Origin of the sequence: Mesorhizobium sp. B2-3-10 (genome assembly GCF_006442275.1) — a bacterium.
Lineage (GTDB): Bacteria > Pseudomonadota > Alphaproteobacteria > Rhizobiales > Rhizobiaceae > Mesorhizobium > Mesorhizobium australicum.
In genome coordinates this window covers 183,422-209,018 of sequence record NZ_VFVT01000008.1, presented here as the reverse complement: position 1 = coordinate 209,018, position 25,597 = coordinate 183,422, and the positions used below count along the sequence as shown (strand labels likewise).

Sequence of the window (25,597 nt, the reverse complement as noted above, 5' to 3'; positions counted from 1 at the left end):
CCGAACACCGGAAGGCGCGGCCCGCCGCGTAAGGTTCATGGGACTGCCCGTAAGGTTCATGGGACTGCCCGTAAGGTTCATGGGACTGAACGTCAGCGCTCAGCCGCCGGCCGAGGCCTCGGACGCCTCCGACACCTGTTGCGCGGCCAGAAACATCAGCGTCGCGGCAACGGTCCGCCGCTTCCAGCCGGCGGCTTCGGCCCTGTCGAGCAGTTCCGCCAGCAGCGGCTTCAGCGCACCGCGGCATTCGCTTTCATAGGCCAGGAACTCCTTTGCCTGATGTGTCGGCGCGGGCACGGGCCCAAGGTCAGCAAGCGCATCCATATCTCTCTCCCTTCAACCGATGCCCGCTCCCTGTCGAGGAGCGGGCGGACTGGTCGGACCTCAGAAGTCCATGCCGGCGCCGGCCGGCATTGCCGGGCTGGCGGCTTCCTTCTTCGGCTTCTCGGCCACCATTGCCTCGGTGGTCACCAGCAGGCCGGCGACCGACGCGGCATCCTGCAGCGCGGTGCGCACCACCTTGGCCGGGTCGATCACGCCCTGGCCATAGAGATCGCCGAACTCGTTGGTCTGAGCGTTCCAGCCCCAGCCGAATTCGCCCTTCTCGCGCAGCTTGCCGACGATGATCGAGCCTTCAGCACCGGCATTTTCCGCGATCTGGCGGACCGGCGTCTCGATGGCGCGGCGCACGATCTCGACACCGGTCTTCTGGTCGGCATTGTCCGTCTGGACAGCATCGAGCGCCTTGGCGGCCCGAAGCAGCGCGACGCCGCCGCCGGGCAGCACGCCTTCCTCGACAGCCGCGCGGGTCGCGTGCAAGGCATCGTCGACGCGGTCCTTGCGCTCCTTGACCTCAACCTCGGTCGAGCCGCCGACGCGAATCACCGCGACACCGCCGGCAAGCTTGGCCAGCCGCTCCTGCAGCTTCTCGCGGTCATAGTCGGAGGTGGTCTCCTCGATCTGGGCCTTGATCTGCACGACGCGGCCCTGGATTTCTTCCTTGCGCCCGACGCCGTCGACGATGGTGGTGTTTTCCTTTTCGATCACCACCTTCTTGGCGCGGCCCAGCATCTCCAGCGTCACATTCTCGAGCTTGATGCCGAGATCCTCGGAGATCGCGGTGCCGCCGGTGAGGATCGCGATGTCTTCCAGCATGGCCTTGCGGCGGTCGCCGAAGCCCGGCGCCTTGACGGCCGCGACCTTGAGGCCGCCGCGCAGCTTGTTGACGACCAGCGTCGCCAGCGCCTCGCCCTCGACATCCTCGGCGATGATCAGCAGCGGCTTGCCCGACTGGACCACCGCTTCCAGCACCGGAAGCAGCGCCTGCAGGTTGGCGAGCTTCTTTTCGTGGATCAGCACGTAGGGCTCGTCAAGTTCGACGCGCATCTTGTCCTGGTTGGTGACGAAATAGGGCGAGAGATAGCCACGGTCGAACTGCATGCCTTCGACGACTTCCAACTCGGTCTCGGCGGTCTTGGCTTCCTCCACCGTAATGACGCCTTCATTGCCGACCTTCTCCATCGCTTCGGCGAGGAAGCGGCCGATCTCGGCGTCGCCATTGGCAGAGATGGTGCCGACCTGCGCGATCTCGTCGTTGCGGGTCACCTTGCGGGCGTTGGCCTTCAGCTCGGCGACGACGGCGTCCACCGCCTTGTCGATGCCGCGCTTCAGGTCCATCGGGTTCATGCCCGAGGCAACGGCCTTGGCGCCCTCCTTGACGATGGCCTGGGCCAGCACGGTCGCGGTGGTGGTGCCGTCGCCGGCAAGGTCATTGGTCTTGGAGGCGACTTCGCGCACCATCTGCGCGCCCATGTTCTCGAACTTGTCCTCAAGCTCGATTTCCTTGGCGACGGTGACGCCATCCTTGGTAATGCGCGGCGCACCGAACGACTTTTCAATGACGACATTGCGCCCCTTGGGGCCGAGCGTCACCTTCACCGCATTGGCCAGGATATCGACGCCGCGCAGCATCTTCTCGCGCGCTTCGGTATGGAATTTTACCTCTTTGGCAGCCATTGGATCACTCCTCTATCTCTAGGCAGCATTCGTTGACTGGTGGATTTTCTAAGAAGCCGTCAGGCGGCCTTCTTCACTTGCGCGGTCTGTTCGATCACGCCCATCACGTCACTTTCCTTCATGATGAGCAGGTCCTCGCCATTGAGCTTGATCTCGGTGCCGGACCATTTGCCGAAAAGGATACGGTCACCCACCCTGACATCCAGCTCGGTCAGTTTGCCGCTGTCGTCGCGCGCGCCGGGACCGACGGCGATGACTTCGCCTTCCTGCGGTTTTTCCTTGGCGGTATCGGGAATGATGATGCCGCCGGAGGTCTTTTCCTCGGCCTCGATGCGGCGGACCAAGATACGGTCATGCAATGGACGGAACGCCATGTCGTTCTCCTCTTGGGACAAACAGGTTTTCAGCTTCCTCCACACCGGACCGGCAATTCGGGCCGATGCGGAATGCGGCGACCCTTTGTCAGGCATCGCGCGCGCATATCGAGCTAGTTTTCCCTTTTTTCGGTTTCAAGAGGCCGGCCAGAAAATTTTAGCACTCACGCCGGCGGAGTGCCAACGTTATGGCGGTCTTATTCGCTCTGCGTCGGGAGCCGCCGCTTGAATTTACGCCTAGATCCGGCAAAATTATCCGAGCCGGTACCATCGCCGGCGCCGGAACCGCTCACCCTCTGAAGGAGTTGTTTGCCGACGGCGCACATCGATGGGCCGAGAGACTTTTTCGCCGTTACGGCCACGGCTGCCGCCGAAAGGAGACACGAATGATCGCAAGCGTCAGCAAGGAGTTCCGCCTCCAGATGGAAGGCTATGGCCTGACCACCGCACAAATCCATTACCGTCTGCCTGACCATCGGAGCCTGCTGCAGCTTTATGTCTGGCAGGACTACGACCTGGCGCCGGAGTTCCCCGAACTCAAGGGCTTTCTCTCCTATTGGGAGCGCGAATTGGACGGGCCGCTTCACTCCGTCCACATCGCCCACCACCGGCTCATCACCCCATCGGAATGGCGGGCGGTCGACGGTGTCATCACGGTCCAGTAAGGGCGGCGTCATCGCGCGGTGCTGACCTTACCAGAAGCCGACCAGCGACCTCAGCATCGCCTTCGCACCCGCCGTCTGCAAGCAAGCTTCAGATACGATGGTTGACCAGCGTCACGCCGAGCCCGGCAAGGATCGAGCCGCGGGTTCCCGGCACCAGCCACCCGGCGCCGCTTGCCGGGGACCGCGCAAGCGCCAGCGAGGCGATGCCGACCGCCGCCAAGTTCGTCATCGAGAACCAGCGGATCAGCGTTTGTCGATGAGATCGCGATGCGCCACGGCCGCCATGGCCGCCCTCACAGCGCCAAACTCCCCTGCTCCGCCCCCTCGGCATTGGGATCGCCGGGCGCCGTTGCCCAGGCGAGTTCGACCAGCGTCACGGTGCGCTTCCCCGTGCCGTCGACCTGGCAGACGATGAGGCCCTGCTCCTCGATATAGGTGAGCAGCCGCCGGGCGCGGCGCATGGAATGCGAGCCGTAGGCGCGGGCAATCGCGCCATCGCTCGGGCACGGCCAGCCCTCCTTCGCCGCGCGCGCGATCATCATGAACACGCCTTGCATGTCCTCCGGCAGCAGCGAAGCGCGCACCGAGACGTCGCGCCACACATCGTCCTCGCTGGCTTCGGCCCCCAGCCCGGCACGGGCGCGCGTCAACATGCGCCGGAAGGCGGGCAGATCAGGCACGACCGAGGCGAGGCCCTCGATGCGGCAGCGCACGACAAACTCCTGGTAGAGCACCCCGATCACGCGGAAGCCCGCGTCAGGTTGTGCAAGAATGGCGCGCAGCACGCGGTCCACCCGCTCGCGCCGCTCCGCCAGATCCTCGGCGCTGACTTGCGGCTCCGCCGGTTCGGGGCGGATTTCCAGCGCAGCCGACTTCGCCGCCATCAACTGGTCGAGCAGGTCCGGCGACGCCACCCGGCGCGGCGCACGCATCGTCTCGGGCGGCGGGGCGGCCAGGATGATGGCGCGGGCATCCTCGAGCGCCGCCTCCGGCAGCGGCATCAGCTTGGGCGTGCCGTTGCGCGGGCTGGTGTCGGTCGGGCCGATGCGCAGGCCGAGCGGCCGGCGCGACAGTGCCGGCCCCAGCGCCATGAACTGGCCGCGCTCCAGATCGCGGAACGCCTCCGCCTGCCGCCGCTCCATGCCTAGGAGATCGGCCGCGCGCGCCATGTCGATATCGAGGAAGGTGCGGCCCATCAGGAAATTGGAGGCTTCCGCCGCGACGTTCTTGGCGAGCTTGGCCAGCCGCTGCGTGGCGATGATGCCGGCAAGCCCGCGCTTGCGGCCCCGGCACATCAGGTTGGTCATGGCGCCGAGCGAAAGCTTGCGCGCCTCGTCCGACACCTCGCCGGCCACCGCCGGCGCGAAAAGCTGAGCTTCGTCGACCACCACCAGCATCGGGTACCAGTGGTCGCGCGCGACCTCGAATAGCCCGCCGAGAAAAGCGGCGGCGCGCCGCATCTGGTTCTCGGCATCGAGGCCTTCGAGGTTGAGCACGGTCGAGACACGGTGGATGCGCGCCCGCTCGCCGGCCGCCTGCAAGCCGCGCTCGGTATGCTCCTCGGCATCGATCACCAGATGGCCGTAGCGTTCGCCCAGGGATACGAAGTCGCCTTCCGGATCAATGATGGTCTGCTGCACCCAAGGCGCGCTCTGTTCCAGGAGACGCCGCAAGAGGTGCGACTTGCCGGAGCCCGAATTGCCCTGCACCAGAAGGCGGGTCGCCAGCAACTCCTCGAGATCGAGTTTCGCCGGCGCGCCCGCTGTCGTGTGTCCCATCTCGATCGCAACGGTCATGCCAGACTCATCAGCTCCTTCGCAGACGGGCTTAGCAATCCGATCGCGGCCCGTCGAGCGTGGCATGGCCGGCGATTCGCGTTGCGCACAGCCGAGACAACGACGATCTGGCCGCGATGGACGGCCGCGATCCGGCGGGCCGTCTGGCGTTTACGGCCCTGACCTGTGGATAGTAACCGCCTGTTCACCATGAGCCGGCGTTTCGATTGCGGCGGCCGGCCATCCGCTTAGCCTGGCCTCTGCATCGCCCCCCAAAGCGATGCACCCCAACGCCCCCAAATGGCGGCCGGCGTTTTCAAGTTTCTCTCCAAACGTATACGCCGGTCGCCACCCCTTTCGACTACAGCCTCGGCGCCTCATGCGGCTCGGCCTGTCCTGGGACTGGCGGCAATCGCGGCGCGTCCAGACCCTCGAAGGGATCACGCCAGGCGTCGATCGCTTCGAGCCGCCGGTACCAGCGATCGACCAGTCGATAGTCGCCGAGCGGCAGGCCCGCGACATCGTTGAAAGGCAGGAAGGTCGCCATGCGGAAATCGGCATAAGAGACTTCGTCTCCCACCAGCCATTGCCGGCCCGCAAGCGCGGTCTCCAGGATCGCCGCCGTCGTGCGGAACAGTTTCAGCCCATCCTCGACCAGTTGGTGATCGATCGGCCCGATGTGATAGCGCTGCTTGGTGCCGCGCTCGAAATGCACCATGTCGCAGGCCCGCATGAAATTCTCCTTGCCCCAACTCAGCCAGCGGATCATCTCGGGCTCATCGTCGCCGCTGCGCCAGAAATCGGAACCCATGTCGCGCGACAACCGGCACGCTATGGCGTCGGCCTCCCACAAGCTTCCGCCGGGCCAGACCAGTATGGGCAGGGAAAGGTTGGGGTTGAGGGGCCGGAATCGCTCCGCTTGCCCCGGCGCGAAGGGCGACGCGAATTCGAAGGTCACCCTCGCCCCGAGATGACGCGCCACCGCGACCCCAGGCGCGGATTGGGGTTGCGGCTGAAGTACAGTTTTGTCTCCAGCCCAGCCGGCACCGGCTCGACTTCGTCACTCATGAATGCCTCTCCTTGTCCCGGCGACCGTCGCCAGATCAAGGACGGATACGGCTGGTGCAATCCGACAAATCATCCACTGCCCGCGCGCCGGGCGGAACGAGCAGCCCATCGAAACAGGATGGGTTGCGCAAAGTTTGGGTTGACCGTCTCCGACGACGAGGCGACACTTCATCCCACAGCAAGGCAGGAGGAAATACGATGGACGAGCCCGACCGCTGGCGCCACATGTCGAGCGCGCCAAAAGATGGCAGCCGGATCCTCGTGACGGTCCGCCCATCCGAGCAGGGGCCGGCGGAAGTCGACCTCGCCTACTGGTCACGCGCCGATCAGTTCGGTGACGAGGGCTGGCGCGCCTCCGATTCCTCGCCCGGCCGCGTCGTCGAATATGCCGAGCCGGAGCTGAAGTGCTGGATGCCGATGCCCTCGGCCAATCTCAGCCGGGGCGCCTCGATGCCGGCGCCGTGGGAAGGCGACGACGCGCAACAGCTGGACGGCTCGGGGATTTAGCGCGCCGGCCGCTTCGTCCTCTCAGAACAGAAACGCCGCCGTCGCCGGATTCGGACCGTTACGGCCGTCAGCCGAATCCATGCCGGCGATCGTCTCCAGGTCCTGCGCGTCCAGTTCGAAATCGAAGACGTCGAAATTGGCCGCGATGCGGTCCTGGCGCACCGACTTCGGGATGACGATCAGCCCTTGCTGGAGATGCCAGCGGATCATTGTCTGCGCGGTGGACTTGCCGTGTTTGCGGGCAATGCCTGATATGGTCGGGTCGCTCAGCAGCCGGCCGCTGCCCAGCGGACTCCAGCTTTCCGTATGGATGTCGTGCCGGGCGTGAAATTCTCTCAGATCGCGCTGCTGGAAGCGAGGGTGCAGCTCGATCTGGTTGACGACGGGCGTCACGCCCGTCTCGCCGATGATGCGCTCCAGATGATCCCTGTTGAAATTCGAAACGCCGATCGACTTGACGCGGCCGGCCTGCTTCAGCTCGACGAGCGTCTTCCAGGCCTCGACATATTTGTCCTGGCTGGGCACCGGCCAATGGATCAGGAACAGGTCGAGCTGCTCGACGCCGAGCTTCTTCATCGTGTCGTCGAAGGCCCGAAGCGCCGCATCGCGCTGGTGGGCGCCGTTGCGCAGCTTCGAGGTGATGAACAGTTCTGCCGCCGGCACGCCGGCGGCGCGGATCGCCTCGCCGACCCCTTCCTCGTTCCGGTAACCCTCGGCGGTGTCGATCAGCCGGTAACCGGCCTGGATCGCCCAGCCCACCACCTGTGCCGTGATGTCGTGATCCACCTGCCAGACGCCAAGGCCAAGCTGGGGAATGGCGGTGCCGTCGTTCAGCGTGATCTGTTCGGGCATGGGAGAATCCTTTTGCGGGGATGGTCCAGCCTATCTAGGTTTGGCATCGCACGACGGCCAGTCGATTGGGGAAAATTCGCGGACCCTCATTTAGGCCGGCGCACCGCCCTCACCACGCCGGCGTTTCCGCTGCCGCAGAACAGTCGGTCGGCGCCATCGGACTCCAGCCCCGAGACGCCCATGCCGGCAGGCATGTCGAGCTTCTCCAGAACCTTGCCCGTCAGAGGGTCGACGCGGCGCAGATCGCTTTCGTCGCCCTCCCAGGTGGCGTGCCACAATTCGCCGTCGACCCAGGTCACCCCGGTGACGAACCGGTTGGATTCGATGGTGCGCAGGATCGTGCCGGTCTCGGGGTCGATCTGGTGGATCTTGCGCTCCCGGTGCTGGCCGACCCACAGCGTGCCTTCGGCCCAGGTCAGCCCGGAATCGCCGCCATTGCCGGGGGCTGGAATGGTGGAAAGCACCTCGCCCGTGTCGGGATCGATCTTCTGGATGCGGTCCTTGGCAAGCTGGAAGAAATGCCGGCCGTCATAGGCGGTGCCGGCATGTGCCGCGACATCAATCGAGCGCAGGGCCTGCCCGCTCTCCGGATCGAAGGCGTTCAGCCTGTCGCCCGAGGCGAACCAGACATTCTTGCCGTCAAAGCTTACCCCGGCCACCGTGTTGGCACCGGGAAAGGGCCCGTATTCCCTCAAGATTTCGGCTGCCGAATGTTTCATGTCCTTGTCCCTCAATGGTGGTCGTCGTCACTTTCTAGCCATTGGGAAGCGGCGCGGGGAGTAACAAGGTGGTCGTGAAACCCGCCACCGGCGGCGTCATCCACCGGCGCGCCCGGCCATGGCCGAAGGACTGTACCTTGCCGGCGTCGGCAAGCGGCTCAAGCGCCCGCTGCACGCTGCGCTGGCCGGTTCCAAGTGCCAGCGCCAGGGCCGAGCTCGACCAGGCCTCGCCGTCGGCCAGCAAGGCAAGCACGGCCGCATGCCGTTCCTCGATCGGCCGCGCCAGCACCATCACCGCATGGGCCTGGCGCGGCACCAGCGTGAAGCCATGCCTGGTGGCGTCGATGCCGGCCAATGCGCGAAGCTCGGCACGCAGCCGCCCGATCTCGACGCGCAGGCGCGCGCGATGCGATTCATCGGCATGCTTGCCGCCGAAGGCCCGCGCCACGAGTTCCCCCCGCGAAACATCACCGGGCCAGGCTTCGGCGAGCGTCCGCGCCAAGGCGAACAGCACAGGCCGGCTCGCCAGCGAAACCGTGGTCCGCCCAACGCGCACGGCGTAGCGGAAAGCATCGACGACCAGCGCCGGCGATCCCTGCAATGCCTCGACCTCTTCGAGCAGCAGCGGCTGCTCCCTGCCCTGCGCGATCAGCCGCGCCGCGGGTGTCTCCAGTGCCAGCCACGCGCTGTCGACCTCCGCGATGAGGCCGGGAATGCCGGCCTTGCGAGCGGCATGGCGCGCCCACTCCAGCGCCGCGCGCGCCGGCCTGGTCCGCAGGCGCCGCATGGCGATGCCGGCGACGGCGAGTTCGTGCGCGGCTCTTGCCGCCGGCGGCAGCGGCGCCGGGTCGAGCCCGGCGAGCACCTGCTCGGCCTCGTCGAGGCGGCCGATCAAGAGCAGGCGCCGTACCTTGAGGTGACCGGCATGCGCTGCGTTCAACCGGTCGCCATGCTTTTCCAGCGCCGTGCGGGCCGCGTCGAGCGCCTTGGCCGGCCAGCCCAAATCGCGCGAAACCAGCGCGATCTCGGCCTCGGCGACGACGCATCTGGCGCGCGCCACCGCCTCTTTCGGACTGAAGGCACGCGCGGCCCGCCGCAACAAGAGCTTGGCGCGATCGAAGTCGCCGAGCTGCGCCATGGCAATGCCGCGCAGCGCCAGCGCCGGCGCATCCTCGCGCAGGGCAACGCGGTCGAGCGCGCCGAGCGGATCGCCGGCCGCCAGCGCCAGCGCTGCCGCGGTGATCAGCGAGTCCATTCAAATCCCGTCACACTTGTAACTCCCATCTCGGCGCAGCGCCGCCCTAACTTACGTCAGTACCGTCAACCAGCAAGACGTGCCGGCAATGACGGCAGCATGGGAGAACCAGAAAATGCCTGCCTCCACCAACCTCGACCTCGACGCGGCCAATGATACGGCCAAGCGCGCCGCACGCCACCCCTGCTGCGCCGGGCCGGATCTTTCGGATTTCGCCGCGCCTGCGGCTCCCCCACACGTCCAGGCAACACCACACCGCAACGACGCCACGACCGGCAAAGGAGAAGACCAATGACCATGACCATGAACACCCCACCGATCGTCTCACAGCAGGATTGGAACGCCGCGCACGAAAAGATGCTGGTGAAGGAGAAGGCGACGATGCGCGCCAGGGACGCGCTGTCGGCCGAACGCCGGCGCATGCCGTGGACGGAAGTGGACAAGGCCTATGTCTTCGAGGGCCCTGACGGCAAGGTGAGCCTGCTCGACCTGTTCGAAGGCCGCCGCCAGCTCATCGTCTACCGCGCCTTCTTCGAGCCCGGCGTCTATGGCTGGCCCGATCACGCCTGCCGCGGCTGCTCGCTCGGCGCCGACCAGGTCGGCCACCTCGCCCATCTCAACGCCCGCGACACCACCCTCGCCTACGCCTCTCGCGCCCCGCAGGAAGACATCGAGCGGCTGAAGACACGGATGGGTTGGGAGATGCCCTGGTATACGATCACCGATAGCTTCGACAAGGACTTCGGCGTCGACGAATGGCACGGCCACAACGTGTTCATCCATGACGGGAACCGCATCTTCCGCACCTATTTCATCAACAACCGCGGCGACGAGGCTTTGGGCACCGTCTGGAGCTATCTCGACATCACGCCGCTCGGCCGCCAGGAGGTGTGGGAAGACTCGCCCGAAGGCTACCCGCAGACGCCACTCTACAGCTGGTGGAACTGGCACGACAATTACGATGCCGGAGCCGACAAGAAATGGGCCGAAGTGTCAGCTGCCGGCGAGGCCGCGTTCCGCGACAAGGGCAACCAGTAAGCTGGCGCAAGTCCGTCCAGCCTGGGTTCCTCTTCCCGCCTCCGGCAGGGCCGAGGACCCCAGGTCATGACGGGCCGCAACCATCAAGGGAATAAGATCATGAGCGATATCCCTTCCGGCATCGGCAGCGTGACCCCCGAAAATGTCGTCCCCCATGGCATAGCCGACTGGCTATGCCTCGCCGCGGCGCCGACCTTTGCGGTGATGGCGCTGCTTTCCCGTCTTCACGGCGGCGACGGGACCATGCTGTGCATGGGCGCCTCGCCGCTGGCCGGCTCGATCCTGACCGGCATGCCGGCCATGTATCTGCTGATGAGCGCTTTCCATCTGGCGCCGTGGCTGAGGGTGATGTCCCGCCGCTAGGCGCTGAGAAGGCATGGCTCTGCCCGACTCCGGCGCCCGACCTCACGTCGCGATGTCATTGACCGGCAGCAATGGCTTGGGAAGATCGCTCTCGCCGAGCCCGGCGCGCATCTCGATCTCGATGTCGCGGCAGATTTGCGAGATCGGCACGTCGTTGGCGTTGCCCTCGAAAGGGTTGGCGCTGCTCTCGCCGACCTGGTCGAGGGACATGTAGGCCCAGCCCAGCAGCGTGCTGAACGGGATCGTCAGCCAGATGCCGATCGAGCCGAGCATGCCCCCCAGCTTGCCCATGTCGGCGAACACCGGAACCACGCCGAACGGCAGCAGCGTGCAGAAGATCATGACGAACATGGAACTGACGATGGCGTATTGCCGGGGATAGGGATTGTTCTTGATGCGGTCGCAGCGCGCCTGCTGGTCGTGGAAGTCGCGGATCAGCTTCGTCAGTTCGCCATGGATCTGCGGCGGGACCTTGGCGTCCTTGAACAGTGCATTGACCTGGACGGACTGCAATTCGAGCAGGGCTATCGCCGGACGAGGCGATTTCAGGACATCCGCGGTCTGGTCGCCCAGCAGCGGGCGTAATTCGTCGGCGATCGAACCCTTGTCCTCCTGAATGTGGTAACGCCGTCGGTATTCGATATTGGCGGCGTTCCCCATGGATTCCCACGGCATCGGCCGCCGCAGCGCATATCGCAGCGCCGTCATCCAGGCGATATGGCGGTAGATGAGCTGCCTGGCCGTCGGCGCATCGAGGAAATCCCGACAGAAATTCGACCATACGCGGCTGCTGGCCGTGATCTGCGTGAAGGCCTGCAGCGCCTCACTGCTGCGGGTGAACACCTGCGAGTTCTTGAAGCCGGCGACCAGCGACACCGTGGTGCCGAGCACCAGCACCACCGACCATGGCACGGAGAACCCGGCAATGCCCGGAAAGCGGTAGGCAGCCACGGCCAGCCCACTCACCACCACCATGTAGAGGACGCTGCGCCGTGACCACAGTGCGAAATCGATCACCTTGTAGGAACGGCCTACATACATTGAAATGCCCCTCAATCACGAACGGGCGGCAATCGGACCACCGGTAGCCTGACGCCTATCATATCGTTTGCACAGGGCGAAGAGCCGTCGACCGCGGTGTGCGCAGGACGCCGCCATGGGCACGGGATCTCGCCCGCGCCCGTGATCGTTCCCCCTATCTCAATTGCACTTCGGCTTGGCGAGTTGCAGGCGTCCGCCAGTTCCGCCCGGCGAGTGGTTGTGGAAGACCGTCTTGAAGGATTCCAGCAGCACCGGACTGCACCGTCGGCAAGGCCTGGACTCCGATCGACGCCGGCGTGGGTTCACCAATAAGCGACTTCATCATGGCAAGCGCCTCGGCGACGCCCTTGTCATCGGGACGCCACGAGCCGGTAGCCTTTGGCGATCTCGATTGCCGAGCGCAGGCCGAGATCGACCGTGGTATCGGAATGTCGATGCCTTGCGCGCGAATCGAGGACAGCGTGTCGAGCGCCAGCTGGTCTCATGCCACCTTCTCGTAGCGGGCGCGGCTCAGGCTGACCAGGCAGGCGATGGCCGCGCAGATGCCGGCCAGGACCAGCGCGAGGCTGGGTGCGCCTGTCAGCGGCACGGTCGCGAAAATGATCGACATCGAAATGGCGCCAAGCGTTTGTCCCAACAGCCGTGCCGTGCCCTGCATGGCTCCCGCCGCACCGCTGCGCGCCTTGGGTGCGGAGAGAAGCAGGATGCGATTGTTCGGCGTCTGGAAAAGACCAAAACCCGTGCCCGCGACGACGGTTCCGACCAGGAAGGCAATCGCCCTTGGACCGGGCGGTGTCAGGCCCGCGATCAGAAGGCCGATCGCCAGCAACCCGCCGCCGGCGGCGCACAGCCACGCTGTCTTGAAACGATCGGCCAGCCGCCCCGAAATCGGAGCGATGATGATCGTCGCGATGGGCCATGGCATCATGTAGAGGCCCGCCTGGACCGGGCTCATGTGCAAGGTGTGCTGCAGGTAGAATGGCAGCGCGACGTAGCTGAGCATCTGCCCGGTGAAGCACGCGATCGAAGCGATGACGGCTACCCGGAAGGCTGGATCGGCCAAGAGGTCGGTCGGCACGATCGGTGCGGCACTCCTGCGTTCGAGAGACAACAAGATGACGAGGCACAGGACGGAACAACCGATCAGGATCGACCCGCTGACCGGCGCACCGGCGATGCGGTCGGCGCCCGTGAAGAACAGGATGAACATCAGTGTGTTGGCCAGCAATGCCACGAGGTTGAGGTGACGCTTCACGCCATCCAGATGCGCAAGCAACCCGCCAGACAACAGGACGATGATGCCGATCGGGATGTTGACGGCGAACAGCCACGGCCAGCTGGAAACGGAGAGGATCGCGCCGGCGACACCAGGGCCGGCGGCCGCGGAAATCGCGATCGTCATCGCGTTGAAGCCGATGACGGTTCCGAGCAGCCGCTGCGGCACCGAAACGCGCAGGTTCATCGGCCCGGTCGCCATGATGGCGCCCGCCCCCAGTCCCTGGATGGACCGGGCAGCCACAAGAACAGGCAGGCTGCCGGCGAAGGCGCAGGCGGCCGAAGCCACCGTGAACAGCGCGACACCCAGAAGAAAGACACGCCGGGGGCCGTGGATCTCGCCCAGCGCGCCGCAAGGCAAAAGAGCCACAAGGACCGCAAGCTGGTAGCTCGACACCACCCAAACGGTGCTGCTGGCACTGGCATTGAGCGAGGCCGCGATGGATGGCAGCGCGACATTGGCGATGGCGCCGTCCAGCACGACGAGCACCAGCGTCATCAGCAGGACGGCGATGGCCAGGTAGCGGCGTGGCGACGGCAGGCCGTCATGGGCGGGATTGATCGTTGCGGCTATGGACATCGCAGGCTCCGCTTCGTTGGTGTCGCCGCATCGATACCGCTCACCCCATGATTGCACCAGACGCAACGGAGTAAATTGACAGTTGCGTCAAACGCCTCATCTCGTTAGGCTCTCTCATGCTCAATCTCGACCTGAACCTTCTGGTGGCGCTTGACGCCTTGCTGCGGGAGCGCAGCGTCTCGGGCGCCGCCAAGAAACTTGGCCTCAGCACGTCCGCGATGAGCCGCACACTGTCGAGATTGCGGTTGGCGCTGAGCGATCCCATCCTGGTTTCGGCGGGACGCGCCATGGTGGCGACGCCTCATGCCGAAGCGATTGCCGAACAGGTGCACACGCTGACGTCGGCGGTCCGGTCCGTGCTCAGCCCCTCGCCGGAGATCGACATCAGCCAGGTGCGGCGCGATTTCACCATCCGGGCCAATGAAGCCTTCGTGCTGCTCTACGCCGCGCGTCTCCATGCCCTTGTCACCAGTGCCGCGCCCGGCATAAGACTGCGCTTCGCGCCCCGACCGGACAAGCGCATCGAACTGCTGAGAGAAGCCACGATCGACCTCGATATTGGCGTGCTTTCGGGTGATGGTGCCGAATTGCGCGGTCAGGCGTTGTTCGAGGACCGTTTTGTCGGCGTGGCGAGAACCGGGCATCCGCTTCTGGAGACCGAAATAACCGCTGAGCGTTACGCCGCGTGCCGGCACGTGGTCTCATCCCGGCGAGGCCATTTCATCGAACCGATCGATGAAGCACTCGCCGAACTCGGCCTTTCGCGAAATGTCGATCTGGTGGTGCCGAGCTATCCGGCGGTCGTCGCGGTCGCGGCCGCATCCGATCTCGTTGGACTGGTGCCGCGCTCGTACCATCTGGGTGCGACAGGCCGTACCCAGATGTTTGATCTGCCGGTGGCAAGCCCAGGCTTCACCATCACCCAGGCATGGCACCCCCGCATGGATGCCGATCCCGTGCATCGCTGGCTGCGATCGTTGATCTTCAAGGAGTTTCCAAGCGCGGTTCGCCGGCTCGAGCAGCCGGCGAAGGCAGGGAGTCTGGTTACGGATCGACGGCGGACTGACTGATCCTGTTCCCGGACCCGGAGCAGTCGCCGAGCTGCCATGCCGGAGCCAAATTCAGCCGCCCCCAAACACGATCGCACGATCAGCGTTTGTCATCGCTCGCCTCATGCCGGGGCAAGCGGCGTTCGCCCTCTCATCCAGCCTTCCTCGCCCCGAACCGCAACCCGTCCATCAGGAGCTTGACCAGGCGGCGCGAGCGGTCGCGCCATTCGGGCGTGTCGGGCGCCGAGTAGATGCCGCCGAGCGCATGCAGCACGTCGGAGGCATCGACATCGCCGCGGATGGTGCCGTCGGCCACCGCCGCCTCGACCAGTTGCCGCAGCGCCTGCGACACCCGTCCCGACGTGTCGGAAAACAGCGTCGAATTGGTGGTGAACAGGATGCGCAGGCTGGTCGCCAGGCCGCGCTTGGTAGCGATGTAGTCGACGAAGCGGCGCATCCATTCTTCCAGCGCCACATCGGAGGGATATCTTGCAGCGAGCTCGCCGGCCGCCGCGCACAACCCCTCCGCCTCGCGGCGGTAGACCACCTCGACCAGATGCTCGCGTGTCGGAAAATGCCGGTAGAGCGTGCCGATGCCGACGCCGGCGCGCCGAGCGATCTCCTCCAGCGAGCCGTCGATGCCGCGCTCGGCAAAGACCGCAGCCGCCACCTCGACCAGCCGGTCGCGATTGCGCCGTGCATCGGCACGCAACGGCTTGTCGGCGGCGGCGGTTTTTTGGTCAGCGGTTGTGACGGGCGCAAAAGCCAATTTTTTTTCTCCACCAGGGATATGGGGGCTTGAACCACGCCTGGCCAGCCCCCACGTAAATAAACGGAGGCACCTCCGCTTTTAGTGGAGAACCCTCATCATATAATCAGGGGAACCGGTATGTCACGTCTTTCGAAGCCGCAACCCGCCACTTTCCCAACCCGCAGGAGATTGGCCGTCGCCTGACCTTGCCCTTCCCCGCCCCTACCCCACTTCATTCCCCTCAGCGTCAAGCAACTGGAGCCAGACGCCCATGACCAGCCTTCCCATCTCGCTTACCGTCAACGGACATCGACACGAACTGGAGGTCGACCCACGCGTCACCTTGCTTGACCTGCTGCGCGAGCGGCTTGAGCTCACTGGCACGAAGAAGGGCTGCGACCGCGGCCAGTGTGGCGCCTGCACGGTGCTGGTCGACGGCAAGCGCATAAACTCCTGCCTGGCGCTGGCGGTCAGCCATGACGGCGCCGAAGTGCTGACCATCGAAGGTATCGCTCACGGTGAAGAACTGCACCCTGTGCAGGCCGCCTTCATCGCCCATGACGGTTTCCAGTGCGGTTTCTGCACGCCCGGCCAGATCATGAGCACGCTCGGCCTGATCGCCGAAGGACAGGCTGGCGCCGATCCCGAGCGCATCCGCGAGGGGCTGAGCGGCAACATCTGCCGCTGCGCGGCTTATGGCGGCATCGTCGAGGCCGTCCTGGAAGCCCAAAAAAACATGGAAGCCCAGAAAAACATGGCCGACACCGCCACCACCGAGGCACGCAGGAGGACCGCGGCATGAGAGACTTCGATTTCATCAGGCCGGCCACCGTCTCCGACGCCATAGCGGCGGCGGCCGAACCGGGTTCGGCCTATCTCGCCGGCGGCACCAATCTGCTCGATCTGATGAAGGGCGGCATCACCAGCCCCGAACGGATCGTCGACATTACCCGCCTGCCGGAACTCAATCGCATCGAAACGCTCGATGATGGCGGCCTGCGCATCGGCGCGCTGGTCCGCAATGCCGATCTCGCACATGATCCGGCCTTCGCCAGAGCCTATCCGGCGGTGGCCGAAGCGCTGCTTTCGGGCGCCTCTGCGCAGCTTCGCAACGCCGCCACTGTCGGCGGCAATCTGTTGCAGCGCACGCGGTGCAGTTACTTCTACGACACCGCCAGCGCCTGCAACAGGCGCGAACCCGGTTCCGGCTGCTCGGCGCTTGGCGGCGAGAACCGCCTGCATGCGGTGCTGGGCTGGAGCGATGCCTGCATCGCCACCCATCCCTCCGATTTCTGTGTGCCGCTGGTGGCGCTGGACGCCGTCGTCGAGATCGAGGGCAAGGGAGGCCGGCGCCACGTGACCTTGGAGGAATTCCACCGGCTTCCGGGCGACACGCCGCAGCGCGAAACCGTGCTGCAGCCAGGCGACCTGCTCGTTGCGGTGCGCCTGCCGGCGGAAGCAGCGTCCTTCGCCGCCCACGCCCGCTACCTGAAGCTACGCGAACGCACCTCCTATGCCTTCGCCGTCGTTTCGGCTGCCGCGGCCCTGACCGTCGCCGACGGCAAGATCCGCGCCGCGCGGCTGGCGCTCGGCGGTGTCGCGGCCAAGCCATGGCGGGCGCGCTCGGCGGAAGCGGTGCTGCTCGGCGCCGATGCCAATGAAGCGAGCTTCGTTCGGGCCGCGGATGCGGCTCTGGCCGACGCCAGCCCCTCCGGCGACAATGCGTTCAAGATCGAGCTTGCCCGCCGCATTGTCGTCAGGGCGCTGATGTCCGCACAGGCGGGAACGCCCGCTCTGATGCCCGCTTTGCCTGCTTCCCCTTTTTCCTCCCTTCCCGGAGTGCGTCATGACGCTTGAACTCGGCCTCAACCAACAGCCTGCCCATACGCGCCAGGGCTCCAGCATCGGCCAGCCGCTGACGCGTCGCGACGGATTTTTGAAAGTCACCGGGGCCGCGCGCTTTGCCGCCGATAACAATCCGCCCGGCATGCTCTATGCCGTGCTTGCCGTCTCCAGCATCGCACGCGGCCGGGTTGTCTCGCTGGATGTCGAGGCGGCCAAGGCGCATGCGGGCGTGGTCGAGGTGATGACGCCACTGAACCGGCCGGCGCTCGCCGTCGATCCGGATGCCAAGGACCATCCCTTCATGTTCCGGCTCGACCTGCTGCAGAACGATGGGGTTCGCTACCCCAACCAGAGCATTGCCGTGGTGATCGCACAGACGCTGGAAGCGGCGACCGAAGGGGCGGCACTGTTGTCGCCTCGCTATGAGGAGTTGCCGGCGCGCGTTGGTCTGGACGGCGCCAAAAGCTTCGTGCCGCGCGGCGTCGGCGTCGGCAATCCGGCTGTGCAGGAGAAGGGCGATGTCGAGGCCGGCCTCAAATCGGCAAGGACGCGGATCGAGGCGACCTACGAGACGCCGGCCCAGTACCACAACGCCATGGAGCCCCACGCGATCGTCGCTGCCTGGGATGGCGACCGGCTGTCGATCGACACGCCGAGCCAGGGCCTGGCCATGGCGCAAGGCCGCATCGCCGGCCTGTTCGGCATCGCGCCGCAAAACGTCCATATCCGCAGCCCATTCCTGGGCGGCGGCTTCGGCTCCAAGGGCATGATTTCCGGACCGCAAGTGCTCGGCATCCTGGCGGCGCGTCTCGTCGGCCGCCCGGTCAAGCTGGTGCTCCGGCGCGAGCAGATGTACGGCCCGGTCGGTCACCGTGCCCCCACCCGCCAGACATTGCGCATGGGCATGGATGGCGAAGGGCTGCTGACCGCGATCTCCCATCACGCCAGGACCACGTCGAGCACGTTCGACGATTTCTTCGAACCGGCGGCCGATGCCTCGCACACGCTCTATGCCAGCCCGGCCATCGCCACCTCGCACGATGCCGTGCGGCTCGACACCGGCACGCCGCTGTTCATGCGGGCGCCAGGCGAGGCCACCGGATCGATCGCGCTTGAGAGCGCCATCGACGAGGCGGCCCATGCCTGCGGCATGGACCCGCTGGAATTCCGGCTCAGGAATTACGCCGAGGTCGAACCGATGACCGGCAAGCCGTTCTCCTCCAAGGCGCTGCGCGAATGTTACGAACAGGCCGCCGAGGCGTTCGGCTGGGCGAGTCGCCCGCTGCAGCCGCGGCGGATGCGCGACGCCGACGGTTTCCTCACCGGCTGGGGCATGGGCACGGCGACGTTCCCTGCACTCATGTTCCAGGCAGAGGCACGCGCGGTGCTGAGGGCCGACGGCACCGGCTTGATGGAGACCGGCGCCCAGGACATGGGCCAAGGCGCCTGGACGGCTTTTGCCCAGATTGCAGCAGACGGGCTGGGGCTCGACATCGACCAGGTCGATTTCAGGGCCGGCAGTTCCGACCTGCCCAATGCGGGCATCGCCGGCGGTTCGGGTCACACGGCGACGGCCGGCATGGCCATCCACAATGCGGGTGCGGCCGTCATCGCCAACCTTGCCGGTCTCGCCACCGGCGACGAAGGCTCGCCGCTGTTCGGCGCCGGCAATGAAGGCGTTGTTGCACGCGGCGGACGCCTTTACCGGCGCGATGACGAAAGCCGCGGCGAAAGCTATACCGAGATCCTCGTCCGCGCGGGCCTGACCGAAATCGAGGGCCGGGGCAAAGGCGCTCCGGACCCGGCCTCCCAGGAGACGTACGCCAAGCACGCGCATGGGGCCGTCTTCGCCGAGGTGAAGGTCGACCCGGATCTCGGCCAGATCCGCGTCACCCGGCTGGTCGGCGCATTCGCCGCCGGACGGGTCATCAATCCGCGGCTGGTGCGCAGCCAGTATTATGGCGGGATGATCTGGGGCGTTTCCTTCGCGCTGCATGAGGAAGCCGTCACGGACCGGCGTTCCGGCCGCATTCAGAATGCCAACCTGGCGGACTATCATGTCCCGGTGAATGCCGACGTGCCCTCGGTCGAGGCGCTGCTGGTTCACGAGGACGACCCTTACGTGAACGCCCTCGGCATCAAGGGCGTTGGCGAAATCGGCATCACCGGCACTGCCGGCGCCATCGCCAATGCGGTCTGGCACGCGACCGGCGTGCGCCCACGGCGCTTTCCGATCCGGATCGAGGACCTGCTGGGGTGACGAGCGGTCCGCCCGAAACGACAGGCCTGCGCCAGAGCATGATGCCGAAAAGTGGGAACCGGTTTTCGGACGACATCATGCTCTATCTCTTTGATTTAGACGCGGATTCAGATTTCAGGTCGAACGGACCTGAAATCATCCGGCTCTAGGGCAGGCAAGCGGTCGGTTGGAGCGCCCTGCCCAGTTTCAATTCATTCTCCCAGCGTCAAGCAACTGGAGCCAGACGCCCATGACGAGCAAGACCACGATTCCCGTCCATCTCGATATCAACGGCCAGCATCACACGCTAGAACTCGAGCCGCGTGTCACGCTGCTCGACGCCTTGCGTGACAGGCTCGGCCTGACCGGCACCAAGAAGGGCTGCGACCACGGCCAGTGCGGCGCCTGCACCGTCCATGTCGACGGCGAGCGCGTGCTGGCCTGCCTGACGCTGGCCGCACAGGCCGAGGGCCGCGCCATCACCACCATAGAGGGGCTTGCACGGGAGGGCGAACTGCATCCCGTGCAGGCTGCTTTCCTCGAGCAGGACGCCTTCCAGTGCGGCTACTGCACGCCAGGCCAGATCATGTCGGCGGTGGCCTGCATCCGCGAGGGCCATGCCGGCTCGGACGAGGAAATCCGCGAATACATGGCCGGCAATCTCTGCCGCTGCGGCGCCTATCCGCACATTGTCGCCGCCGTGCGCCAGGCGGCGCTGGAGGCCGCGTCATGAGGGATTTTTCCTATTTTCGCGCCACCTCGGCTGATGCCGCCCGCCAGGCGGCCGCGCTGCCCGGCGCCATGCTTCTGGCCGGCGGCACCACGCTGATCGACCTCGCCAAATGCGGTGTCGCCGAGCCCGACACGCTGGTCGATATCACCCATCTCGAGGGGTTCGACCAGATCGAGATCGACGAGCGCGGCGCCGTCATCGGCGCGCTCGCCAGGATGGGCCATGTCGCCGACCATGACGACATCAAGAGCCGCTTCCCCGCCATCTCCGAAGCGCTCTGGCAGGCAGCCTCGGCGCAGATCCGCAACATGGCGACCATCGGCGGCAATCTGATGCAGCGCACGCGTTGCCCCTATTTCCGCGATCCCTCGAACTTTACCGCCTGCAACAAGCGCGAACCAGGCAGCGGCTGTTCGGCGATCGGCGGCGTTACCAGGGGCCATGCCGTGCTTGGCACCAGCGAGGCTTGCATCGCCATGTATCCCGGCGACCTCGCCACCGCGCTCGTCGCCTTCGACGCAACGGTCCATCTCGGCGAACGGCGCGTGCCGGTGGAGGACTTTTTCCTGCTGCCAGGCACGACGCCCGACAGGGAACACGCGATCGGACCGGGCGAGATGATCACCGCCATCGAAATCCCTTCTTCCGCCGTCGCCCGCCGTTCGACCTATCTGAAGATCCGCGACCGGCAGTCCTATGAGTTCGCCGCGGCCAGTGCCGCTGTCGGGCTCGAACTGGAGGCCGACGGGCGCACCATCCGCGACCTGCGCGTGGCGCTCGGTGGCGTCGCGACCAAACCCTGGCGGGCGCGAGCCGCGGAAGCCGCGCTGAAAGGCAAGGTGCTTGAGCCGGAAGCTGTTCGCACGGCCAGCCTGCTCGCCGTCGAAGGGGCCGTCGACCATGGCGCCAACCGCTACAAGATCGAACTCGCGCCGCGCGTCGTCGCACGCGCCATCCTCAAATTGGGAGAAGCGGCATGACCGTTCACATCGCAAGCACTGTTTACGTCGGAAGACATGGCGACGCGTCCGACGGCGCGCAGGTGGAGGCCGTCGGCGGCCGGCTGTCGCGCGTCGACGGCCCGGCCAAGATCACGGGTGCGGCGAAATACGCCGTCGAGCAGCAGCTCGAAGGGCTCGCCTATGCCGTGCTGGTCGAAAGCACCATCGCATCCGGCAAGGTGCGCGCCATCGAGACGGCGGAGGCCGAGACTGCGCCGGGCGTCCTCAAGGTGTTGACACCAGACACGATCATCAGCCTGAAAACCGCCTCGGACTGGTTCGGCACGCCACCGCCGGACAAACCCTATTGTCCGCTGGCGCGCGACGTCACCTTCTCGGGCCAGCACGTCGCCGCCGTGGTCGCCGAGACCTTCGAGCAGGCCGTGGCCGCCGCGACGATGGTCAAGGTCAGCTATGATGAGGCTCCGGCCATCGTCGACCTCAGCGACGGCAAGGCCGGTGACGGCGTCCCGGTCGACGCCATGACCAAGGAATGGGGCGACGCGGCCGCCGCCTTCGCCTCCGCCCCGGTGCGCGTCTGCGCCGCCTACAACACGCCGCGCGAATACCAGGCGCCGATGGAGCCGCATGGCCTGATCGCCCGCTGGGAGGGCGACCGTCTCACCGTGTGGGAGCCGAGCCAATGGCTGGACGGCATGGCGCGCACCTATGCCGAATGGTTCGGCGTGCCGTTCGAGAATGTGCGGCTGGTATCGCCCTATGTCGGCGGCGGCTTTGGCTCCAAGGCGCTGGCGCTCAGCCATGGCGCGATTGCCGCAAGTGCCGCGAAAATGCTCGGCCGGCCGGTGCGGCTGGTCATGACGCGGCCGCAGACCTTCACCGGCTATGGCGGTCGCGCCGCGACGCGGCAGACGGTGACGATCGGCGCCGACCATGACGGAAGAATCCAGTCGATCGTGCATCGCGGCGTCAACGAAACCTCCATCGACGGCATGTGGGTCGAGCCGCTGGGCTCGGTCACCTCGATCATGTACGCGACGCCGAACTTCTCTTCGAAACAGAATGTCGTGCGGGTGAATTCGGTGGTACCGGGCGCCATGCGCGCACCGGGTGAAAACCCGTCCGCCTTCGGCATCGAAAGCGCCATCGACGAGCTCGCTTACGAGGTCGGCATCGATCCGCTGGAAATCCGGCTGCGCAACTACGCCGAACAGGATCCGCACGCGAAAAAAGCCTGGTCGACCAGGCAGTTGCGCGAGGCTTTCGCAGCGGGTGCCGAACGCTTCGGCTGGGCCAGGCGCACGCCTGAGCCACGCTCGATGCGCGACGGCAACCATCTGGTCGGCTGGGGCGTGGCCGCCGGCACCTATCCGGTGCGGCGCGCCTATGGCGAGGCGATCGTGCGCATCCTGGCCGACGGCTCGGTCGAGGTCGAAAGCTCCTCCATCGACATGGGCCAGGGCACCTACACCATCCTGGCGCAGACGGCCGCCGAAACGGTCGGCGTTGCGGCCGACGACGTGGTGGTGAAGCTCGGCGATTCGCGCTTCCCCCGCGCCGGCGTCGCCGGCGGCTCGCGGCTGGCCGGCGTGATGACGGGCGCCGTCCACAAGGCCGCGACCTCGGCGCTCGACCAGCTGGTCGGCCTGGCGATCAGCGATCCGCGCTCGCCCTTGCATGCGCTGCAGGCCAACACGCTGGTCGTCGTCAATGGCCGCATCACCGCGCCGCGGGGCGACGGCCCCGACGTCTCGATCGCCGAACTGCTCAAAAGCGTTGGCCGCGACCGCATCGAGGCGACGGGCGACACCATGCCGGCCAATTCGAGCGTCGAGGATCGCTACAAGAACTACACCACCATCGCCATGGCGCTGCCACACACGGAGGGTGACTATTCGCGCCATTCCTGGTGCGCGCATTTCGTCGAGGTGCGCGTCGACGAGGATTTCGGCACGGTGCGTGTGTCGCGCGTCGTGTCGGCGCTGGATTCGGGCCGCCTCTACAATCCGAAACTCGCCGAGAGCCAGTGGAAGGGCGGCATCATCATGGGCATCGGCCAGGCGCTGCTCGAAGAAGGCATCGTCGATCGCCGCCACGGCCGCATCGTCAACAACAACCTCGCCGACTATCTCATCCCCACCAATGCCGACATCCCCGACATCGAGGTGATCTCGGTGGGGATTCCCGACCCGCACTCCTCGGTGCTCGGCGGCAAGGGCGTCGGCGAGCTGGCGATCGTCGGCATGGCGCCGGCCATTGCCAACGCGGTGTTCCATGCCACAGGCAAGCGCGTGCGGGATCTGCCGATCACGCTGGAGAAGCTGATCTGACGGTGAGGCTGCCAATCTTCCCCCTCGTGGGGGAGATTGGATGTCGCGGCGGTTCCGCCAATTTTCAACATTGAAAAAAAAGCGCCTGCGCCGATCACCACTCCAGCCCGAACACCAGCTTGCCGAAGTGCAGGCCGCCGGCGGCCATGTGGGCGTAGGCTTCGGCCGCTTCGTCGGGCGAAAACACCTTGTCGACCACCGGCTCGATCCGGGCCGCGCCGACGGCGCGGGCGGCGTCGCTGAGATCGGACACCGATCCGGTGTTGTTGCCGACCACCTTCAGCGCCTTGATGATGATCGGCAGCAGATTGATCGTGGCTTCGGCACCGGTGACGAAGCCGATGGTGAACAGCGTACCGCCGGGCGCGGTGGCGTTGACGGCGCGGGCGAAGGTGGCGCTGCCCCCGGTCTCGACGACAAGGTCGGCGCCGAGGCCGCCGGTCAGCTCCAGCACCTTGCCATCCCACTCGGGCGTCGCGCGGTAGTTGATGAGATGATCGGCGCCGAGCGCCTTCGCCCGCTCCAGCTTTTCGTCCGACGACGAGGTGATGATGACGGTCGCGCCGGCGGCTTTGGCGAGCTGCAGGGTGAAGATGGAGACGCCGCCAGTGCCAAGCAGCACGACGACCGAGCCCGGCCCGACATCGGCGGCGCAAATGGCGTTCCACGCGGTGGTGCCGGCGATGGGCAGCGTCGACGCCGCCTCGAAGGAAAGATGCGCCGGCACCGGCACCAGCGAATTGGCCGGCAATGCGACATATTCGGCCAGTGACCCCGGCAGCGAAATGCCGCGCATCTGCGTCATCTCGTAAGGCCGCGGCGGCCCACCGATCCAGCGCGGCTTGGCATGGGCGATGACGCGATCGCCGATGGCGAATCTCGCAACGCCCTCGCCCAGCGCGACGATCTCGCCGGCGCCGTCGGCTACGGGGATGAGCGGAAAGCTCGGTCCGGGATAATTGCCGCTTGCCACCGCCACATCGACGAAATTGAGGCTCGCCGCACGCTGGCGGATCAGCACCTCTCCGCGCTGCGGTTCGGGGGTTGCAACGGTGGCGGCGCGGAAGGCGTCCAGCCTGGGCTGGCTGAGTTCGATGGCTTTCATGGTTTCACTCCGGTGGACGATTGGTGGTTGAGTGAACCTATTTGCTGCGTTATCTCTGGATAATCCTCGTTTCGCGAAATTGAGAACTGTGAATGATGCAGCAATCTCACGAACCCGCTGCCCTTGCCGAGATGGCTGCGTTCGCGGCCATCGCCGAGGCGCGCTCCTTCACCAAAGCGGCGGCGCGGGTCGGGCGCGACGCGACCATTCTGTCGCGGCGCCTGCAATCGCTGGAAACGCGGCTGGGGGTGAGATTGCTCTCGCGCACGACGCGCAGCGTCTCGCTGACCGAAGCGGGCGCCGAATTCCTGATGCGCGTGCGCGCCATCCTTGCATCCGTCGACGAGGCCGAGGCCGTCGCGTCCGCGCATGCCGGAGGCCGCCCGCGCGGCGTGCTCAGGCTGGCGCTGCCCGGCACGTTCGGGCGCATGTGGATCGGGCCGCTGCTGCCTCAATTCCTCGCCGAATTTCCCGATGTCCGCATCGAGGCCGAATTCTCCAACCGCTTCACCGATCTGGTCGCCGAGAATTTCGACGTCGCCGTGCGGCTGGGCAGCCTGGAGGATTCGCGCCTGGTGGCACGCAAGGTGGCGACGCGACGCAGGCTGCTCTGCGCGGCTCCCTCCTATCTCGCCCGCAGGGGCACGCCGGAGACGCCGCAGGCGCTGCTCGATCATTCCTGCCTGGGCTTCTCGGGCTTCCAGACCTTTCCGGCCTGGGAGATGACCGACCGCGAGGGCCGGCGCGCGCGCGTCGAGGTTTCCGGGCCGTTGGTCAGCGACGATGCCGAGGTGCTGGTCGAGGCCGCCGTGCAGGGGCTCGGCCTGATGATGAGCACCGACTGGCTGGTCGGGCGCGAGCTTGCCGATGGACGGCTGGTGCCTGTGCTGGAGGAGTGGACCTTGGCGGATGAAGGCGCCGTCTATGTCGTCACGCCCTCGGCCAAGGGAAAAGCCGCCAAGACCCGCGCCTTCACCGACTGGATCGGCAAGCGCTTCGCGCCGGAACCGCCCTGGCGGTAAAGCCGCTGACCCGCTCGCGGTAGAGACTGCGCG

At 66.2% G+C, this 25,597-nt stretch carries 25 protein-coding genes and 1 pseudogene; 13 read left to right on the top strand and 13 right to left on the bottom strand.

What is annotated here, in order from left to right; translation table 11 throughout:
* Positions 1–99: 99 nt before the first annotated feature.
* The 3 genes from FJ943_RS23390 to FJ943_RS23380 are packed head-to-tail and all read right to left on the bottom strand — an operon-like array spanning position 100 to position 2,390.
* Positions 100–324, bottom strand: a complete 225-nt coding sequence (locus FJ943_RS23390; RefSeq protein WP_015316964.1) for a hypothetical protein — start codon at positions 322–324, stop codon at positions 100–102.
* A 60-nt stretch (positions 325–384) separates the two neighbouring features.
* Positions 385–2,016, bottom strand: a complete 1,632-nt coding sequence (groL, locus tag FJ943_RS23385) for a chaperonin GroEL (protein ID WP_140725284.1) — start codon at positions 2,014–2,016, stop codon at positions 385–387.
* Between the two features lie 59 nt (positions 2,017–2,075).
* Entirely contained in the window at positions 2,076–2,390 is a 315-nt protein-coding gene (locus FJ943_RS23380; RefSeq protein ID WP_015316962.1) for a co-chaperone GroES, read from the bottom strand.
* 386 nt (positions 2,391–2,776) lie between these two features.
* Here FJ943_RS23380 and FJ943_RS23375 point away from each other — a divergent pair, with 386 nt between their 5' ends.
* Complete coding sequence (locus FJ943_RS23375; RefSeq protein WP_015316961.1) at positions 2,777–3,055, top strand: usg protein; 279 nt, start codon at positions 2,777–2,779, stop codon at positions 3,053–3,055.
* An 88-nt stretch (positions 3,056–3,143) separates the two neighbouring features.
* Here the strand turns inward: FJ943_RS23375 and FJ943_RS29710 are convergent, their stop codons facing one another.
* From FJ943_RS29710 to FJ943_RS23365, 3 genes and pseudogenes are all read right to left on the bottom strand, one after another.
* Positions 3,144–3,284 (bottom strand): hypothetical protein, encoded by a 141-nt coding sequence (locus FJ943_RS29710; RefSeq protein WP_181174613.1) that lies wholly within the window; start codon positions 3,282–3,284, stop codon positions 3,144–3,146.
* Positions 3,285–3,348: 64 nt separating this feature from the next.
* Entirely contained in the window at positions 3,349–4,851 is a 1,503-nt protein-coding gene (locus FJ943_RS23370) for an ATP-binding protein (protein ID WP_015316960.1), read from the bottom strand.
* A 340-nt stretch (positions 4,852–5,191) separates the two neighbouring features.
* Positions 5,192–5,898 (bottom strand): annotated as a pseudogene (locus FJ943_RS23365) (glutathione S-transferase family protein).
* Between the two features lie 198 nt (positions 5,899–6,096).
* Between FJ943_RS23365 and FJ943_RS23360 the strand changes: the two are divergent.
* Positions 6,097–6,405, top strand: coding sequence for a hypothetical protein (locus tag FJ943_RS23360; RefSeq protein WP_015316958.1), 309 nt, complete (start codon positions 6,097–6,099; stop codon positions 6,403–6,405).
* 21 nt (positions 6,406–6,426) lie between these two features.
* Here FJ943_RS23360 and FJ943_RS23355 read toward each other — a convergent pair whose 3' ends face one another.
* The 3 genes from FJ943_RS23355 to FJ943_RS23345 all read right to left on the bottom strand — a co-directional run bounded on the left by FJ943_RS23355 (position 6,427) and on the right by FJ943_RS23345 (position 9,231).
* Positions 6,427–7,257, bottom strand: a complete 831-nt coding sequence (locus FJ943_RS23355; RefSeq protein ID WP_140725281.1) for an aldo/keto reductase — start codon at positions 7,255–7,257, stop codon at positions 6,427–6,429.
* An 86-nt stretch (positions 7,258–7,343) separates the two neighbouring features.
* A complete protein-coding gene (locus tag FJ943_RS23350) occupies positions 7,344–7,976 on the bottom strand; it encodes a PQQ-binding-like beta-propeller repeat protein (protein WP_140725278.1) in 633 nt (210 codons plus the stop codon).
* A gap of 34 nt (positions 7,977–8,010) precedes the next feature.
* The gene (locus tag FJ943_RS23345) at positions 8,011–9,231 is read right to left on the bottom strand and encodes a helix-turn-helix domain-containing protein (RefSeq protein WP_140725275.1); all 1,221 of its coding nucleotides are present in this window, start codon (positions 9,229–9,231) and stop codon (positions 8,011–8,013) included.
* Between the two features lie 115 nt (positions 9,232–9,346).
* Between FJ943_RS23345 and FJ943_RS23340 the strand changes: the two genes are divergently transcribed.
* The 3 genes from FJ943_RS23340 to FJ943_RS23330 all read left to right on the top strand — a co-directional run bounded on the left by FJ943_RS23340 (position 9,347) and on the right by FJ943_RS23330 (position 10,632).
* Entirely contained in the window at positions 9,347–9,526 is a 180-nt protein-coding gene (locus FJ943_RS23340; protein WP_140725273.1) for a hypothetical protein, read from the top strand.
* Positions 9,523–10,269: a thioredoxin family protein gene (locus tag FJ943_RS23335; protein WP_140663351.1), complete on the top strand. Its 747-nt coding sequence runs from the start codon at positions 9,523–9,525 to the stop codon at positions 10,267–10,269. The genes FJ943_RS23340 and FJ943_RS23335 overlap by 4 nt, the downstream gene beginning before the upstream one ends.
* A 99-nt stretch (positions 10,270–10,368) precedes the next feature.
* Complete coding sequence (locus tag FJ943_RS23330; protein WP_140663353.1) at positions 10,369–10,632, top strand: hypothetical protein; 264 nt, start codon at positions 10,369–10,371, stop codon at positions 10,630–10,632.
* 42 nt (positions 10,633–10,674) lie between these two features.
* Here the strand turns inward: FJ943_RS23330 and FJ943_RS23325 are convergent, their stop codons facing one another.
* Entirely contained in the window at positions 10,675–11,673 is a 999-nt protein-coding gene (locus tag FJ943_RS23325; RefSeq protein ID WP_140725270.1) for a bestrophin family ion channel, read from the bottom strand.
* Between the two features lie 481 nt (positions 11,674–12,154).
* A complete protein-coding gene (locus tag FJ943_RS23315) occupies positions 12,155–13,528 on the bottom strand; it encodes an MFS transporter (protein ID WP_181174612.1) in 1,374 nt (457 codons plus the stop codon).
* 116 nt (positions 13,529–13,644) lie between these two features.
* Between FJ943_RS23315 and FJ943_RS23310 the strand changes: the two genes are divergently transcribed.
* Positions 13,645–14,598, top strand: coding sequence for a LysR family transcriptional regulator (locus FJ943_RS23310; RefSeq protein ID WP_140725267.1), 954 nt, complete (start codon positions 13,645–13,647; stop codon positions 14,596–14,598).
* 130 nt (positions 14,599–14,728) lie between these two features.
* Here FJ943_RS23310 and FJ943_RS23305 read toward each other — a convergent pair whose 3' ends face one another.
* A complete protein-coding gene (locus FJ943_RS23305; RefSeq protein WP_140716329.1) occupies positions 14,729–15,346 on the bottom strand; it encodes a TetR/AcrR family transcriptional regulator in 618 nt (205 codons plus the stop codon).
* A gap of 253 nt (positions 15,347–15,599) precedes the next feature.
* On the opposite strand from FJ943_RS23305, the gene FJ943_RS23300 reads away from it, so the two are divergent.
* The 6 genes from FJ943_RS23300 to FJ943_RS23275 all read left to right on the top strand — a co-directional run bounded on the left by FJ943_RS23300 (position 15,600) and on the right by FJ943_RS23275 (position 23,437).
* Positions 15,600–16,130, top strand: a complete 531-nt coding sequence (locus FJ943_RS23300; RefSeq protein ID WP_140725265.1) for a (2Fe-2S)-binding protein — start codon at positions 15,600–15,602, stop codon at positions 16,128–16,130.
* On the top strand, positions 16,127–17,185 hold the full coding sequence (locus tag FJ943_RS23295; protein ID WP_140725262.1) for a xanthine dehydrogenase family protein subunit M: 1,059 nt from the start codon (positions 16,127–16,129) through the stop codon (positions 17,183–17,185). Before FJ943_RS23300 ends, FJ943_RS23295 begins: the two co-directional genes overlap by 4 nt.
* Positions 17,175–19,433, top strand: coding sequence for a xanthine dehydrogenase family protein molybdopterin-binding subunit (locus FJ943_RS23290; RefSeq protein WP_140725259.1), 2,259 nt, complete (start codon positions 17,175–17,177; stop codon positions 19,431–19,433). The genes FJ943_RS23295 and FJ943_RS23290 overlap by 11 nt, the downstream gene beginning before the upstream one ends.
* A 229-nt stretch (positions 19,434–19,662) precedes the next feature.
* Complete coding sequence (locus FJ943_RS23285) at positions 19,663–20,145, top strand: (2Fe-2S)-binding protein (protein ID WP_015316943.1); 483 nt, start codon at positions 19,663–19,665, stop codon at positions 20,143–20,145.
* Positions 20,142–21,125: a xanthine dehydrogenase family protein subunit M gene (locus FJ943_RS23280; protein ID WP_140725256.1), complete on the top strand. Its 984-nt coding sequence runs from the start codon at positions 20,142–20,144 to the stop codon at positions 21,123–21,125. Before FJ943_RS23285 ends, FJ943_RS23280 begins: the two co-directional genes overlap by 4 nt.
* Positions 21,122–23,437 carry a xanthine dehydrogenase family protein molybdopterin-binding subunit gene (locus FJ943_RS23275; RefSeq protein WP_140725253.1) on the top strand — a complete coding sequence of 772 codons (2,316 nt, stop codon included), beginning with the start codon at positions 21,122–21,124 and terminating at the stop codon, positions 23,435–23,437. Before FJ943_RS23280 ends, FJ943_RS23275 begins: the two co-directional genes overlap by 4 nt.
* 94 nt (positions 23,438–23,531) lie before the next feature.
* Here the strand turns inward: FJ943_RS23275 and FJ943_RS23270 are convergent, their stop codons facing one another.
* Positions 23,532–24,542, bottom strand: a complete 1,011-nt coding sequence (locus tag FJ943_RS23270; RefSeq protein ID WP_140725250.1) for an NAD(P)-dependent alcohol dehydrogenase — start codon at positions 24,540–24,542, stop codon at positions 23,532–23,534.
* Between the two features lie 92 nt (positions 24,543–24,634).
* On the opposite strand from FJ943_RS23270, the gene FJ943_RS23265 reads away from it, so the two are divergent.
* Complete coding sequence (locus FJ943_RS23265; RefSeq protein WP_015316939.1) at positions 24,635–25,564, top strand: LysR family transcriptional regulator; 930 nt, start codon at positions 24,635–24,637, stop codon at positions 25,562–25,564.
* The last annotated feature ends 33 nt before the right edge of the window (positions 25,565–25,597 follow it).